Source organism: Burkholderia sp. PU8-34, assembly GCF_053427725.1.
Genome location: NZ_JBSAXC010000004.1, coordinates 366,519 through 381,302 on the forward strand (window position 1 = coordinate 366,519; position 14,784 = coordinate 381,302).

General features: G+C 68.7%; 10 protein-coding genes. 4 read left to right on the plus strand and 6 right to left on the minus strand.

The annotated features are described in order from the left end of the window. The first annotated feature begins 55 nt into the window (after nucleotides 1-55). A complete protein-coding gene (gene bla, locus ACV22Z_RS13050; protein WP_448076706.1) occupies nucleotides 56-883 on the plus strand; it encodes a class A beta-lactamase in 828 nt (275 codons plus the stop codon). Further along, the gene (locus ACV22Z_RS13055; RefSeq protein ID WP_448076707.1) at nucleotides 880-2,085 is read left to right on the plus strand and encodes an acyltransferase family protein; all 1,206 of its coding nucleotides are present in this window, start codon (nucleotides 880-882) and stop codon (nucleotides 2,083-2,085) included. Before bla ends, ACV22Z_RS13055 begins: the two co-directional genes overlap by 4 nt. A gap of 165 nt (nucleotides 2,086-2,250) precedes the next feature. Here the strand turns inward: ACV22Z_RS13055 and ACV22Z_RS13060 are convergent, their stop codons facing one another. Then, entirely contained in the window at nucleotides 2,251-3,402 is a 1,152-nt protein-coding gene (locus tag ACV22Z_RS13060) for an acyltransferase family protein (RefSeq protein WP_448076708.1), read from the minus strand. 319 nt (nucleotides 3,403-3,721) lie between these two features. On the opposite strand from ACV22Z_RS13060, the gene pip reads away from it, so the two are divergent. Next, on the plus strand, nucleotides 3,722-4,654 hold the full coding sequence (gene pip, locus ACV22Z_RS13065; RefSeq protein WP_448076709.1) for a prolyl aminopeptidase: 933 nt from the start codon (nucleotides 3,722-3,724) through the stop codon (nucleotides 4,652-4,654). Nucleotides 4,655-4,919: 265 nt separating this feature from the next. Here pip and ACV22Z_RS13070 read toward each other — a convergent pair whose 3' ends face one another. Beyond that, nucleotides 4,920-5,933 (minus strand): transglutaminase family protein, encoded by a 1,014-nt coding sequence (locus ACV22Z_RS13070; protein ID WP_448076890.1) that lies wholly within the window; start codon nucleotides 5,931-5,933, stop codon nucleotides 4,920-4,922. On the opposite strand from ACV22Z_RS13070, the gene ACV22Z_RS13075 reads away from it, so the two are divergent. After that, nucleotides 5,851-6,189, plus strand: coding sequence for a hypothetical protein (locus tag ACV22Z_RS13075; protein ID WP_448076899.1), 339 nt, complete (start codon nucleotides 5,851-5,853; stop codon nucleotides 6,187-6,189). The genes ACV22Z_RS13070 and ACV22Z_RS13075 overlap by 83 nt on opposite strands. Here ACV22Z_RS13075 and ACV22Z_RS13080 read toward each other — a convergent pair. From ACV22Z_RS13080 to ACV22Z_RS13095, 4 genes are all read right to left on the minus strand, one after another. Further along, nucleotides 6,152-8,788, minus strand: coding sequence for a circularly permuted type 2 ATP-grasp protein (locus ACV22Z_RS13080; protein ID WP_448076891.1), 2,637 nt, complete (start codon nucleotides 8,786-8,788; stop codon nucleotides 6,152-6,154). The two genes, ACV22Z_RS13075 and ACV22Z_RS13080, sit on opposite strands and share 38 nt — an antisense overlap. A 369-nt stretch (nucleotides 8,789-9,157) precedes the next feature. After that, entirely contained in the window at nucleotides 9,158-12,595 is a 3,438-nt protein-coding gene (locus ACV22Z_RS13085) for a transglutaminase family protein (RefSeq protein WP_448076710.1), read from the minus strand. Between the two features lie 183 nt (nucleotides 12,596-12,778). Further along, entirely contained in the window at nucleotides 12,779-13,771 is a 993-nt protein-coding gene (locus tag ACV22Z_RS13090) for a transglutaminase family protein (protein WP_448076711.1), read from the minus strand. An 8-nt stretch (nucleotides 13,772-13,779) separates the two neighbouring features. Further along, nucleotides 13,780-14,721 (minus strand): alpha-E domain-containing protein, encoded by a 942-nt coding sequence (locus tag ACV22Z_RS13095; protein WP_448076712.1) that lies wholly within the window; start codon nucleotides 14,719-14,721, stop codon nucleotides 13,780-13,782. Nucleotides 14,722-14,784 lie beyond the last annotated feature (63 nt).

Here is a 14,784-nt window from a genome sequence, read left to right on the forward strand (position 1 = left end):
GGACCCTTCTGTGACTCACTCGATCACGCGTCGAAACCTGATCATCGGACTGCCCTTGCTCGTCGGCATGGGCGTTGCGCCCGCGCTGCGCGCGGCCGAATCCCCACTTGCCGACATCGAACGCCGGCACGGCGGCCGCCTCGGCGTATTCGCCGTCGATACGGGTTCAGGGCGTACGCTCAGCCATCGCGCCGACGAACGCTTCCTGATGTGCAGCACGTTCAAGGGGATACTCGCGGCGCAGGTGCTCGCGCGCGTCGACGACGGCGACGAGCGGCTCGACCGCCTCGTGCGCTATACGGAGAAAGACCTCACCTTCACGTCACCCGTGACCAAGGCCAATGTCGCGCGAGGGGCGATGTCGGTGGAGGCGCTCTGCGATGCGATGCTGGAATACAGCGACAACGGAGCCGCCATTCTGTTGATGAGAAGCGCCGGCGGCCCTGCCGGATTGACCCGGTTCGTGCGCGAACTTGGCGATACCGTTACCCGCTCGGATCGTTACGAACCCGACTCGAACGATGATGACGGCGTGCTCGACACGACAACCCCGCGAGCCATCGCGACGATCGCCCGCAACACCCTGCTGGGCAACGTGCTGAGCGCCGCGTCTCGCGAGCGGCTGGAACGCGGGATGATCGACTGCAAGCCCGGACTCAAGCGCCTGCGCGCCGTATTGCCCGCCGGCTGGCAGGCAGCAGACCGGCCCGGAACGAGCGTGCAACGCGCCACCAACGACTACGCACTCGTGCGCCCGCCTGGCCGCGCGCCATTGCTCGTCGCCGCGTACTACGATGCGCCGGGCGTCAGCATGGATGCGCGCGAGGCCGTCTTGCGCGAGGCCGGAACGGCATTCGTGAACTGGGCGACGGCCGTCGCATGACGCGCGCCGCCATCCGCAACCGGAGGAACGACCTGATCCGGGGAATCTCGATCCTCCTCGTGCTGTTTCACCACTTCAATATCGCGTACCGGCTGGACGACACGTCGCTCGCACGCGCGTTCGGATGGGAAGCCGTGCGCGCCGTCGCGCGAAACGGCAACTACGGGGTGACGATGTTCTTCGTGATCTCGGGCTACCTGATCACCATGCACGCCGACCGGCGCTGGTCCGGGCTCGGCAACGTCGACGCCCGGGCGTTCTACGGCCTGCGTATCGCGCGCATCGCCCCGTGCCTGCTCCTGCTGCTGGTTGCCGTCAATGCGCTCGCGACGGCCGGTGTCGCGATCTTCCAGAACCACGCGCCGGCCGGCACGCCCGTGTCCTTCTGGCTGGTGAATCTGGCCTCCGTCACCTTCTGGATGAATGTACTCATCGGCGCGCACGGGTGGATCAACTATCCGTTGGGCGTGCTGTGGTCCCTGTCGGTCGAGGAGGTTTTCTACCTGTCGTTCCCGTTGCTTTGCCTCGCGCTACGGCGGGAGTCGCGGCTGCTGGTGTTCTGGTCCGCGCTCATTGTCGTCGGCCCCATTTACCGGTTCGGCCATCAAGGCGACGAAGGCGGATTCCTCTACGCGTACTTCGCGTGCTTCGATGCAATTGCGATCGGGTGCTGCACGGCGTTGCTCGCCAAGCGGATCGCGTGGCGCGACCGCACGCGAACCATGCTGCCCTTGCTTGCGGTCGCCGCGATGACGTTCGTCTATCTGTATCGGCCGATCGCGGACAGCAATGTGCTCGGCGTCACGGCGATGGCCCTCGGAACGGCGGTCCTGCTGCTGGCCGCGCATGACCGCCCGGACGAGCCGCCATTTCGGCGCGCGCGCGTGTCGGCCGTGTTCGAATGGTTCGGCAGACTGAGCTACGAGCTCTATCTGTTCCACCTCATCGTGCTCGGTCTGTTGCGGACAATCTTTCCTCGGCCGGAGGTGGCGGGAGACGAGAAGCTGGCGCTGCTGGCCGGCTATCTGCTGCTTTCCGCCGGGTTGAGCGCGGCGATCGCGCGACGCTATGCGGAGCCGTTGAATCGCAGCGTGCGACAGTGGCTGGTTCCGCGGCTTTCCGCGTCGGGAAACGGACGCGTGAAGCCCGCGCGCTCCGAGTGGGACCGGGAAGGGCCGAAGGTCCCCGATCCCGACGCATGAAGGAATGCCGGCGAACCGGCGCGTGCGTCTTCAGCACGTGAGGTTCCGGTTACGGGGTAGCCGCTACGATCGCCACCACGAATAGTCGGTTGCGGCCGGATGCGAGCCTTATCGTTGCGGGGCTCGCGTGCGTCACGTCAATTGCGATCGGCAGCCAGCCTCACCCTACTCGGCCACTTTCACCCCGATGCACTCGGACGCCGCCGGCATCCGCCGCGCGTCGTTCGGCGACGACCGCTCGATGCGCGCTGCGTAGCGATCCTTGAGCCGCAGGAATGGCTTCTCGATGAAGAAGTAGCTGGCCGTCGCCGCCGCCAGCGCCCACAGAATGCCGAGCGGAAAATCATGCTCGATCGGCAGGTGCGGATTGGCAAACGGCTGTTGCCACAGATAAAGGCTGAATGAAATCGTTCCGATAAATACCAGCGGTTTCATTCGCAGCAATCGCGCACACCAGAAATCGCTGCGGAAATTCAGCACGACAATCACGATGCCGATCAGCGCGGCTTCGAGCGTGACGCCGTAAGTCGCATTCCAGAGCCCGCCGAGTGTCGACTCGGCCACCGGCATCACGAACAGCACCACGCCGATGATCGCCGTCACGATGCGGGACTCGCCGGGCCACGACCGGATCCACGCGTCCAGCCGCTGCTGGTTGAGCGCGGCGAAGCAGCCGATCAGGATCGGATCGATGCCCGTATGGAACATCATGCCGAGCTGGCCGCGCAGGTCCGGCGCAACGAAATAGGTGCCGGCCCGCACCAGCGGCACGATCAGGATCAGGGCCGCGAGCCAGCGCGTGCCGAAGCGGCGGACGGGATAAAGGAACAGCAGCGGCCAGAACCAGTAGAACTGCTCTTCGAGCGCCAGAGACCAGAAATGGCCGAGATACCACGCGCCGTCGGCATGCAGCGCATTGTCGGGCGTCAGCCCGAACCATGCGGAGTAATTCCACACATGCAGCGCCGCATACAGCCACTGGCGACGGTCGACGTCGATCCACCCTGCCGCGGCCACGATCGCGACCGACGCGAGATACACGTAGCATGCCGGCCAGATCCGCAACGCGCGCCGGACATAGAACGGCGTCAGCGCAATGTCGCCCGTGCGCTTCAGTTCGGCTTGCAGCACGTTGGTAATCAGGAAGCCGCTGAGGACGAAGAAGATCAGCACGCCGAGCCGGCCGTCTGCAATCAGGCGCAGCGGCGCGAGCCAGCCCGTGTAGCCGCCGGGAACCACGTGCTCGGCATGCCCGACGACCACCATCGCCACCGCGACGGCGCGCAACCCCGTAAGCTGCATCACGCGATGTTTCATGGACTCGTTTCCGTCGGAATGGCGAATGGCCGGTTATTGATTGATGTTTCCGAGTGGCGTGCCGAATGCCGCCATTAGTCTCCACAAAAAAATATCGAAATGAAATGGCCAAAAAATCCGCTGCGAATCCGGGTCGCGAATTTCCGCAAGCAGCGGCCGGCACGTATCGCCCCGATTCAGGCGGCATAATGACGACTTGCATCCGGCCGGGCGCGGCCCGGCGCCATCGCGCCGGCAACCGCGCGATCCCGCTTCGCGTGTGGACCGCGTGCGACGCGCCCGGCCGGAACCCTGTCGACCTGTCAATCCGGGAAACGTCATGTACCCACCGATCGAACCCTACGCGCACGGCTATCTCGACACCGCCGACGGCCACCAGGTGTACTGGGAGCGCTGCGGCAACCCCGCCGGCAAGCCGGCCGTGTTCCTGCACGGCGGTCCGGGCGGCGGCTGCAGCCCCGAGCATCGCCGCCTGTTCGACCCCGAGCGCTACGACATCCTGCTGTTCGACCAGCGCGGCTGCGGCCGCTCGACGCCGTACGCGAGCCTCGACAACAACACGACGTGGGATCTCGTCGCCGACATCGAGCGGCTGCGCGAGATGGTCGGCGCAGAACAGTGGCTCGTGTTCGGCGGCTCGTGGGGCAGCGCACTCGCGATCGCCTATGCGGAAACCCACCCGGAACGCGTGAGCGCGCTGATCGTGCGCGGCATCTTCACGCTGCGCCGCGCGGAACTGCTGTGGTACTACCAGGAAGGCGCGTCGTGGCTGTTTCCCGATCTGTGGGACGAATTCCTCGCGCCGATTCCGGAGCACGAGCGCGGCGACCTGATGGCCGCGTACCATCGCCGCCTGACGGGCGACGACGAAGCCGCGAAGCTCGAAGCCGCGCGCGCGTGGAGCCGGTGGGAAGGCCGCACGATCACGCTGCTGCCCGACGCGGCGCTCGCGGAACACTTCGGCGACGGACATTTCGCGCTCGCATTTGCGCGGATCGAAAACCACTATTTCGTCAATGAAGGCTTCGTCGACGAAGGCCAGCTGCTGCGCGACGCGCATCGGCTCGCCGGCATCCCCGGCGTGATCGTCCAGGGCCGCTACGACGTCGCGACGCCCGCGCGCACCGCGTGGGACTTGTCGAAGGCCTGGCCGAACGCGACGCTCGAGATCGTGCCGGACGCGGGGCATGCGTACAACGAGCCGGGAATTCTGAAAGCGCTGATCGCGGCGACGGATCAGTTCGCGGCGTAGAGCCGGCCAACGCCCGTAATCGACATACGCTGACAGTTCCGGGGGCACTTACCGTCAGGACACGGTGTACCCCGGCACTCGATGCGTAACGGAAGGCGCTCGGCATCCGTACAAAGTGCCAATATTCTGGCATTCCGCTCACGAAAAAGCTGCAATATTGGCGGTTCTTGACTGGCCGGCGGCATCTCTCGTCGGCATAGCGTTGGTCACGGTCGGTACGCGGAACCCGCCTCGATCGGCGAAGCGGACAAGCGCGATCACCCCGTCACGCGCCGCCCGCCTCCTCCAGCGGCTCCACCGTCACCCCGACCTTCAGCTCCTGATCGGCGCCCCCGCCGCGAATCACGCCGCGCAGCGGCGTGACATCCGCATAGTCGCGCCCGATCGACAACATCACGTAGTCGTCGCCCGGCGCGCGGTCGTTGGTCGGGTCGAGCTGCAGCCAGCCGCCGTCTTCCGGCCACGCCGGGTCGTACACCTCGACCCACGCATGCGACGCGTCCGCGCCGATCAGGCGCGGCTGCCCCGGCGGCGGCTGCGTCAGCAGGTAGCCGCTCACGTAGCGCGCCGCCAGCCCGAGCGAGCGCAGCGCGCCGATCATCACGTGCGCGAAGTCCTGGCAGACCCCCTTGCGCAACGCCAGCGCATCGAGCGCCGTGGTCGTGATGTCGGTGCTGTTCGGCGTATACGCGAAATCCGCGTGGATCCGCCGCATCAGCTCCCACGCGGCTTGCACGAGCGGCCGGCCGGGCGTGAAGCTGGCCGCCGCATACGCGGCCAGTTCCGGCGCACACGCGACATGCGGCGACGCGAACACGAATTCGCTCGCCGCGTCGTACGGCTGCCCCGCATGAAAACGGAAGCGCTCGCGCACCGCTTCCCACGCGCTCGCGTGCTCGGCATCCGGCTGCGCGATCGCGGGCGGCGGCTCGCCGCGCACGCCGGCCGACCACACGGGCGGCGTCACGCGCACGACGCTCCGGCTGCGCACGAACAGCGCGTCGTGCGGCTGGTTCAGCGCGAACGATGCGCGCGCGTTGCCGAACGCGTCGGTCTCCGTGCTGACTTTATTCGGCGCGGGCGCGATCTCGAGCGCGAACGACAGCACTTGCTGGCGCGGCGTCGCAAGCGGCGTCAGGCGTGCTTGATGCTGCGCGGATTCGACCCGCGCCGCGTAGCGGTATTCGGTGTCATGCGTGACGCGCAACAGCCGGCCGCCGGCAGCGGCGGTCGCTGGGGCCGGCCTGTTCGCTGCGGCCTTATTCGGCGTTTTCGGCACATTCGGTACATTCGGTACATTCGGCGTATTCGACGCATTCGACGCATTCGACGCATTCGACGCATTCGACGCATTCGGCGCGTTCGGCGCGTTCGGCGCGTTCGGCGCGTTCGGCGCGTTCGGCGCGTTCGGCGCGTTCGACGCGTTCGACGCGCTCGGCGCATCCTTCATGCGCTGCGCGCCGGCGGCCGGCGGCGTCTTCGCCGCGGACTTCGTCGTCACCATAGCGTCCTGCCCGCCTCGCGCACGTGGCTGAAATAGCGTTCTCCGATCCGGTTCGACAGATCCCATACGGACTTCGCGGTCGTCTGCAGCCGGTCGAGCAACAATGCGTGGCGGCCGTCATCGCCGGTTTCGCACAGTTCGTGCAGCGACCAGCCGGGCACATCGGGAATCGCGTCGGCCAGTTCGGACAACGCATAGCCCTCGCTGCGCTCGACCTTGGTCAGACGTCCGCGCATCGCCTGCACGACCCACGCGAGCGAGCGCGGATTGTCCGTATCGAGCACGACGAGCGCCAGCAGCGGCGCGACGTCGAAGCCGCGCTGGTATCGCGAGCGGAACGTGATCGCGCTGTCGAACAGCTCGAGCACGAGTTCGAAGCCGTCCTGCTTGCGCACCGCGCCCTCCTCGAACGCGAACCGAAGCACAGTGCACAGAAAATCCAGCCGGTCGATCTGCCGGCCGATCGACAGCAGCCGCCAGCCGTCGTCGCGCGTCATGTTGTCGGTCTGCGCGCCGGTGATCGCGCCAAGCAGCAGCCCGAGCCGTTCGAGCAGCTGCAGCGCTTCGTTGCCGAGCTGTTCCTCCGCTTCGGGATGGCCGGCACTGTCGGCAAACAGCTGCGTCGCGTCGTCGATCAGCCGCCATTGCTCGCTCGACAGACGCTCGCGGATCGCGGCCGCCGCGCCGCGCATCCCGAACAGGCACGACGCGATGCCCGACGCGCGATCCGCACCACGCGTCAGCGATGCGGCAAGCGCATGCTGGAACGCGCGCGGCGCATCGACCGCGCTCGGCGTATCGGCCGCGATCAATCCCGTGTCGCGGCATAGCGTGTCGAGCAGCTCCAGATGCGCGGGACTGTCCGCATCGTCCTCGCCGCGCAGCCGCTCGAGCGCCGCGCGCGCGAGCCGCATCAGGTTGGTCGCGCGCTCGGTGTAGCGGCCGAGCCAGAACAGGTTCTCCGCCGCGCGGCTCGCAATCGCGCGCGGGCGCGCGGTCAGGTCGTCCGGGCCAAGGTGGGTCTGCAGCAGCGTCGTCTGATCGACGAAGCCTTCCGTCATCACCCAGGTATCGACGGTGCTGCCGCCGCGCGGCATCGGTGCGTTGAACAGCGCGTCGCGCGTGCCGACCCGCGACAGCCCGCCCGGCAGCACGCGCCAGCGCGCTTCGCCGTCGGCGAGCGCAAACACGCGCAGCAGCAACGGCTTCGGCACGATTCGCGCGCCGCCGTTGCCGTAGCGCTGAACGTAGCCGTCCCCGTTCCCGTTCGGCTCGCCCCGGCCCGGCCACGTCGGCGCCTGCGACAGCGGCAGGTCGGCCTGCACCGTGTAATGCGCGGGCTGCGCAAGGATCCGCGCGCGCCATTCGGCGAGCTGCGCGTGCGTGAGCCGCGCGCCGATCACCGGCTCGAAGCCGCCGCCCGCCTGCACGTCCGGCGGGAAAGCTGGCTTCACGATGCAGCGCGCGAGCTGCGGCAGCGCGTCGTTGCACGCGGCCGCCTCGCCGCACCACCACGAATGCACGGCCGGCAGCGTCAGCGTTTCGCCGAGCAGGCTTTCCGCGAGACGCGGCAGGAAGCCGAGCAGGCCCGGCGATTCGAGGAAGCCCGAACCCGGCGCATTCGCGAGCAGCACGTTGCCCGCGCGCACGGCCTGCAGCAGCCCCGGCACGCCGAGCAGCGAATCGGGCCGCAATTCGAGCGGATCGAGCCACGCGTCGTCGACGCGCCGCAGGATCCCGTGCACGGGCTCGAGCCCGCGCAGCGTCTTCAGGAACACATGGTTGTCGCGCGCGGTCAGGTCGCCGCCTTCCACCAGCGTCAAGCCGAGGTAGCGCGCGAGATACGCATGCTCGAAATACGTCGCGCTGTGCGGCCCCGGCGTCAGCAGCACGATCCGCGAGTTCTTCCGCGCCGGGCTCAGCGCCTGCATGCTCTGCAGCAGCGCGCGGTAGCTCGCCGCGAGCCGCTGCACGCGCAGCCCGCGGAAGCCGCGCGGAAAGAGCCGCGACACGATCAGGCGATTTTCCAGCAGGTAGCCGAGCCCGGACGGGCCCTGCGTATGATGCGCGATCATCCGCCACTGGCCGTCGGGCCCGCGCGCGAGGTCGAACGCGACGACGTGCAGCCACGTATCGCCCGGCACCCGCGCGCCGCGCATCGCGCGCAGATAGCCCGGATGCCCGGTGACGAGCGCGGGCGGCAAGAGCCCGCGCTGCAGGATCGTCTGCGGCCCGTACAGGTCCGCCATCATCGTGTTCAGCAGGCGCGTGCGCTGCAGCACGCCGCGCTCGATCGCGGCCCAGTCCTGCGGCGTGACGATCAGCGGCAGCAGGTCCAGCGACCACGGGCCTGTCGCGCCGTCGCCCGCGCGCTGCTCGTGCAACTGGTAGAACAGGCCGTTCTCGCGCATGCGCCGCTGCAGCGCGTCCGCGCGGCGGTCGAGATCGGCGACGCCGTCGCTGCCGATCGCCGTGAAGAAGTCGCGCCACGCGGGCGCGAGCGCGGGCGCCTGCAGGCCGGCCGCGCTGCCGCGCAGTTCGTCGTAGCGGCCGGCGGCCGCCGGCGCGGCGAGCGCGGCGGCCAGCTCGGCGGCGTCCGGCTGCGATCCGGTATCGAAGAGCGTATGCATCGCGTCGGCAGCGGCGAGATCGTCGGGGTGGATGGGCGGCACGGTGTCGGTCCGTCATGAATCAGCAGGCGGTCGCGCGTGCGCGCCGCCCTTCCGGTGCGCTGCGCACGGCCGCAAACAGCCGGCATCCTAACATTCCGGTCGGGCCGGGACAGGTCGGGCCGGGACAGGTCGGGACGCGACAGGTCGAGCCGCGATCGGCCGGGCTGCGATCGGCCGCGCTGCGATCGACCGCGCTGCGATCGACCGCGCCGCAATCGGCCGGGCTGCATCGCCGCCGGGCACGATCGACCGTGCCGCGTTCAGCCAGCCCGCGTTCGCGTCGTTGCCGCCCCTGCATTGTCATCCTCCTCGTCGATCCCGCCGCGCTCAGGGCCGCCGCAGATCCAGCGTGAAAGGAAACTCGCGGCTCGGCACGGCAGCAGTGACATCCATCCGGCCCGCCGTATGGCCCATCGCGACAAACCGCGCGAGCCGCCGGCTCTCGGCCTCGTACGCGTTGACCGGGAACGTCGCGTAGTTGCGGCCGCCCGGGTGCGCGACGTGATACCGGCAGCCACCGAGCGAGCGCTGCATCCATGTATCGACGATGTCGAACGTCAGCGGCGCATGCACGCCGATCGTCGGATGCAGCGCGGACGGCGGCGACCACGCCTTGTAGCGCACGCCCGCGACGTACTCGCCGGCGGTGCCGGTCGGCTGCAGCGGCAGCGCGCGGCCGTTGACGGTCACGACGTAGCGATTGTCGTTCAGGCCGGTCACCCGCACCTCGAGCCGTTCGACCGACGAATCGACGTAGCGCACCGTGCGGCCGGCCGCGCCCTCCTCGCCCATCACGTGCCACGGCTCCAGCGCGCCGCGCAGCGTGAGTTGCATCCCGTTCACCGCGATCTGCCCGAACAGCGGGAAGCGGAACTCGAAATGCGGCGCGAACCACGCCGGATCGAAATCGAAGCCGGCGTCGCGCAGCTCGGTCAGCACGTCGTCGAAATCCATCTTCAGGAACGCCGGCAGCATGAAGCGGTCATGCAGCGCGGTGCCCCAGCGCGTGAGCGGCGTCGTGTACGGCGCCGCCCAGAAGCGCGCGATCAGCGCGCGCAGCAGCAATTGCTGGACGACGCTCATCCGCGCGTGCGGCGGCATCTCGAACGCGCGCAGTTCGAGCAGCCCGAGCCGGCCGGTCGGCGAATCGGGCGAATACAGCTTGTCGATGCAGAACTCGCTGCGGTGCGTGTTGCCGGTCACGTCGATCAGCAGGTTGCGCAGCACGCGGTCGACGAGCCACGGCGGCATGTCCTGCCCGAAGAGCAGCTTGTTGCGCTGGATCTCCGCGAACGCGATGTCGAGTTCGTAGACCTGGTCGTTGCGCGCCTCGTCGACGCGCGGCGCCTGGCTCGTCGGGCCGATGAAGAGCCCCGAGAACAGGTAGGACAGCGACGGATGGTTGTGCCAGTAAGCGATCAGGCTCGCAAGCAGGTCCGGGCGCCGCAGGAACGGGCTGTCGGCCGGCGTCGCGCCGCCGAGCACGAAGTGGTTGCCGCCGCCCGTGCCGACGTGGCGGCCGTCGACCATGAACTTCTCGCTGGAGAGCCGCGACTGCCACGCCGCGTCGTACAGGAATTCGGTGTGCCCGACCAGCTCGTCGAAACTGTGCGCCGGATGGATGTTGACCTCGATCACGCCCGGGTCCGGCGTCACCTGCAGCAGCTTCAGGCGCGCGTCGCGCGGCGGCGGGTAGCCTTCGAGCACCAGCTTCACGCCGAGCTCGCCTGCGGTCATCTCGATCGCGTTCAGCAGGTCGAGATAGTCCTCGAGCGCGGCGAGCGGCGGCATGAACACGTACAGGATGCCGTTGCGCACTTCGACGCACAGCGCGGTGCGCGTGATCCATGCTGCCGATTCGAAGCGTTCGGGACGACGCGTCGCATCCGTTTCGACACGAGGCCCGCCCACCGCCGTCCCGCCCGCCGTGCCGCCCGTCATGCCCTCCTCGCGCCATTGCATCACCGTCTGCGCGGACGCCTCGCGGTGCACGCCGGCCAGATAGCCCGGCGCATCGGCTGCCGCGACGTAGCGCGCGCGGAACGCGTCCGCGTCCGGCAGCGGTTCGCGCGGCGCGAACGGATCGCGCTCGATCAGGTACGGATAGTCGCCGCGGCTGGCCCACGGCAGCGAGTCGAGCGGCAGCCGATAGCCCATCGGCGAATCGCCGGGCATGAGGTACATGCGCTCGTCGCGGAAGAACCACGGGCCCGTCTGCCAGCGCGGGCCGTCGAGGCCCGGTACCTCGTCCGTGCGCTTGAGCGGCAGCACGTAGCCGACCACGCTGTCGAGCTTCTGGTCGAACACCTTGCGCAGCCGCGCGCGCTCCAGTTCGTCGTCGAGCCGCGAGTCGAACGGATCGACGTTGACCGGCAGCCGGCGCTCGCGCCACAGGTAGTACCAGACGTCTTCGTAACCGGGCCGGATGAATTCGCCGCTCAGGTTCAGGCGCGCGGCCAGCGCGTCGATGAAGCATTTCGCATCGCCGGTCGTCAGCGCCGCCGGCTCGCGTTCGTCCGCGAACAGCGACGGATCGCGCCAGACCGGCTGGCCGTCCGCGCGCCAGAAGATCGACAGCGCCCAGCGCGGCAGCTGTTCGCCCGGATACCACTTGCCCTGCCCGAAATGCAGGAAGCCGCCTTCGCCGTATTCCGCGCGCAGCCGCTGCACGAGTTCGGTCGCATAGCCGCGCTTGGTCGGGCCGAGCGCGTCGGTGTTCCACTCCGCGCCGTCGCGGTCGTCGATCGACACGAAGGTCGGCTCGCCGCCCTGCGTGAGCCGCACGTCGCCGGCCGTCAGCTCGCCGTCGACCTGCGCGCCGAGCGCGCGCACCGCGCCCCATTGCGCGTCGGAATACGGTTTCGTCACGCGCGGCGACTCGTACACGCGCGTGACCGTCATCACGTGCTCGAACTCGACCTCGCATTCGTCGATCAGCCCCTCGACCGGCGCCGCGCTGGTCGGCTGCGGCGTGCACGCAAGCGGAATGTGCCCCTCGCCGGCGAGCAGGCCCGACGTCGGGTCGAAGCCGATCCAGCCCGCGCCCGGCAGGTAGACCTCGCACCACGCGTGCAGGTCGGTGAAGTCGACCGCCGTGCCGCTCGGGCCGTCGAGCGCTTTCACGTCCGGCGTGAGCTGGATCAGGTAGCCCGACACGAAACGCGCCGCGATGCCCAGATGCCGGCACAGCTGCACGAGCAGCCAGCCGCTGTCGCGGCACGAGCCGGACGCGCGTTCGAGCGTCTCCTCGGGCGTCTGCACGCCCGGCTCCATCCGCACGAGATAGCCGACGTCGCGCTGCACCTGCTGGTTCAGCGCGACGAGGAAGTTCACGGTGCCGGCGGACGTGCGGTCGATCCCGTCGAGATACGCGCGGAACGCGGGCGACGCGCTCGTCTGCGGATCGCACACGAGATACGGCGCCAGCTCGGTCAGCAACGCGTCGTCGTACTGGAACGGGTACTGCTCGGCGCTGCTCTCGAGGAAGAAGTCGAACGGGTTGTAGACCGACATCTCGGCGACCAGGTCGACCGTGATCTCGAAGTGACGCGTGCGCTCCGGAAACACGAGCCGCGCGAGATAGTTCGCGAACGGATCCTGCTGCCAGTTGATGAAGTGCTGCGCGGGCCAGACGGTCATCGAGTAAGCGACGATCGGCGTCCGGCAATGCGGCGCGGGACGCAGCCGCACGACCTGCGGGCCGAGATTGACGAGCCGGTCGTAACGGTAACGGGTGGTGTGATGCAGCGCGACGTGAATGGGCATGGCTAAGCCGCTCGGTTCAGGTTGGGTCGGGCCGGCGTGCCGCGCCGGTTCGGGCGCGGCCACGTGGTACAGCGGGCACGGCGGGCACAGCAGGCACTACGGGCACGGCGGGTTCGGCCGGGGTCGGTCGACATCGGAGGCGCACCGGCATTGCGGCGAGCACGGCCCCGCTGTCGATACGCGTCACACCAGCTCCGGCGACTGCACGACGCTGATTTCGACGCCGAGCGCCTTGGTGCCGGGGCCTGTCACCGGTTGCGCGTCGTGGGAGTCGAGGCCGACCGCGATGCGCACGTAGCGTTCGTCCGGGCAGCGGTTCATGAACGGATCGAAGCCGACCCAGCCGAGCCCGTCGACGTACGCTTCGGCCCATGCGTGGCCGGCGGGCGGCTGCATCAGCGCGGCGGCCTGCTGCTGCGCGCCGAGCGCCGGCTGCGGCATGCCCTGCGATTGGGACGCGTTCGACGTGTGCGATGCACCGAGCGCCTGCTGCATCCCGTCGCCGCTCTGCAGCGCAACCGCTTCCTCTTGCGCGCCGCCCGGCTGCTGTTTCGCATCGGCAATCCGCTGCATCGCGCTGTCGGCCAGCACGTAGCCGGAGATGTAGCGCGCCGGGAACTTCAGCACCCGCGCGGCCGCGATGAACGCGTGTGCGTGATCGCGGCTCGTGCCCTCGCCGCTGATGAGCGCCGTTTCCGCGTCGACGGGCGCGTCCGGCGCGTTCGGCGCATACGCGATGCGCCCATGCACCTCGGTCATCAGCCAGTGCAGCGCGTCGAGGCTGCGCTGCTCGATCGGCAGTGCGTCGGCGAGCGCGCGCACCGTGTCGCCCGCTTTCGTGAGCGCGGTCTCGCGCTCGAAGATCCACGGCGGCGCATAGCCTTCGGTCTGGCCGAGAATGCCCGCGCGGTCCTGCGTCTCGACGACGCCTGCCGCGACGATCACGATCTCCGCCTTCGTATCCGACCGCGCGCCGCGCTCGTGCCGCACGAGGTCGATGCGGTTGCCGAGGCCGTCCGCGTAGGACAGCGTCGGCTCGACGCCGTCGATCGTGACCTGCCAGGCCCGCACCGTCTGGCCGGGCCCCGACTGCGGGCGCAGCCGCAGGCGCTGCAGCACGTGGGTGACCTGATCGTCGAACTGAAAACGCGAGATGTGTCGGATGGCGAGTCGCATGGCAAGTCTCAGTCGAAGTTGTACGCCTGGGCGATTTCGAGCCCCAGTACGTTGTTGCGGCCGATAAAGTCGGTCAGGAATTCGTGCAGGCCGCTCTTGAAGATCCGTTCGACGCTGGTGTCGGACAACATTTGCAGGATCTTCGTGGCGGTGTCGTGACACGGGTGCGTGACGCCGTAATCCTTCGCGAGCAGGTTGAGGCTCGACACGACGCGGCCGTAGCAATACCGCAGCGAGCGCGGCATCCGGCCGTTGAGGATCAGGTAGTCCGCGATGTTCATCGGCTTGTACTGCACGTCGTACACCCAGCGGTACGAGCGGTGCGCGGCCACGCAGCGCAGGATCGTTTCCCACTGGTAGTTGTCGAGGATCGTGCCGACGTGCGTGACCGACGGCAGCAGCAGGTGGTACTTCACGTCGAGGATCCGCGCGGTGTTGTCGGCCCGTTCGACGAACGCGCCGATCTGCGCGAAATCGAAGATCTCGTTGCGCAGCATCGTGCTGTAGAAGCTGCCGAGGATCAGCGCGGTCTCGCGCTTGACCTGGTCGAGCACGGCCGGCAGGTCGCCCTCCGGCACGGGCTGCGCGAGCGTGCGCTTCAGCGACAGCCACGCGCCGTTCACGCTCTCCCACGCCTCCCGCGTGAGCGCCGTGCGCACCATCCGCGCGTTCGAGCGCGCGGCTTCGATGCACGACAGCACGCTCGACGGGTTTTCACGGTCGCGCAGCAGGTAGTCGGTCACGGTGTCGGCCGCGTACGCATCGTATTTCTCGCGGTAGCCGTCGTCCGCGCCCGAGCTGACGAGCACCGACGACCATTCGGCCGGCGCGTCGGACGTGCGCGTGAGCGCCATCCGCAGCCCGGCATCGACAATGCGCGCGGTGTTCTCCGTGCGCTCGATATAGCGGTACATCCAGTAGAGACCGCTCGCAGTGCGTCCAAGAAGCATCTGTGTCCACTCCCTTTGTTCCGTTCGCGCGCCGCGGGTTGCCGGCGGGTTGCCCGCTGGTTG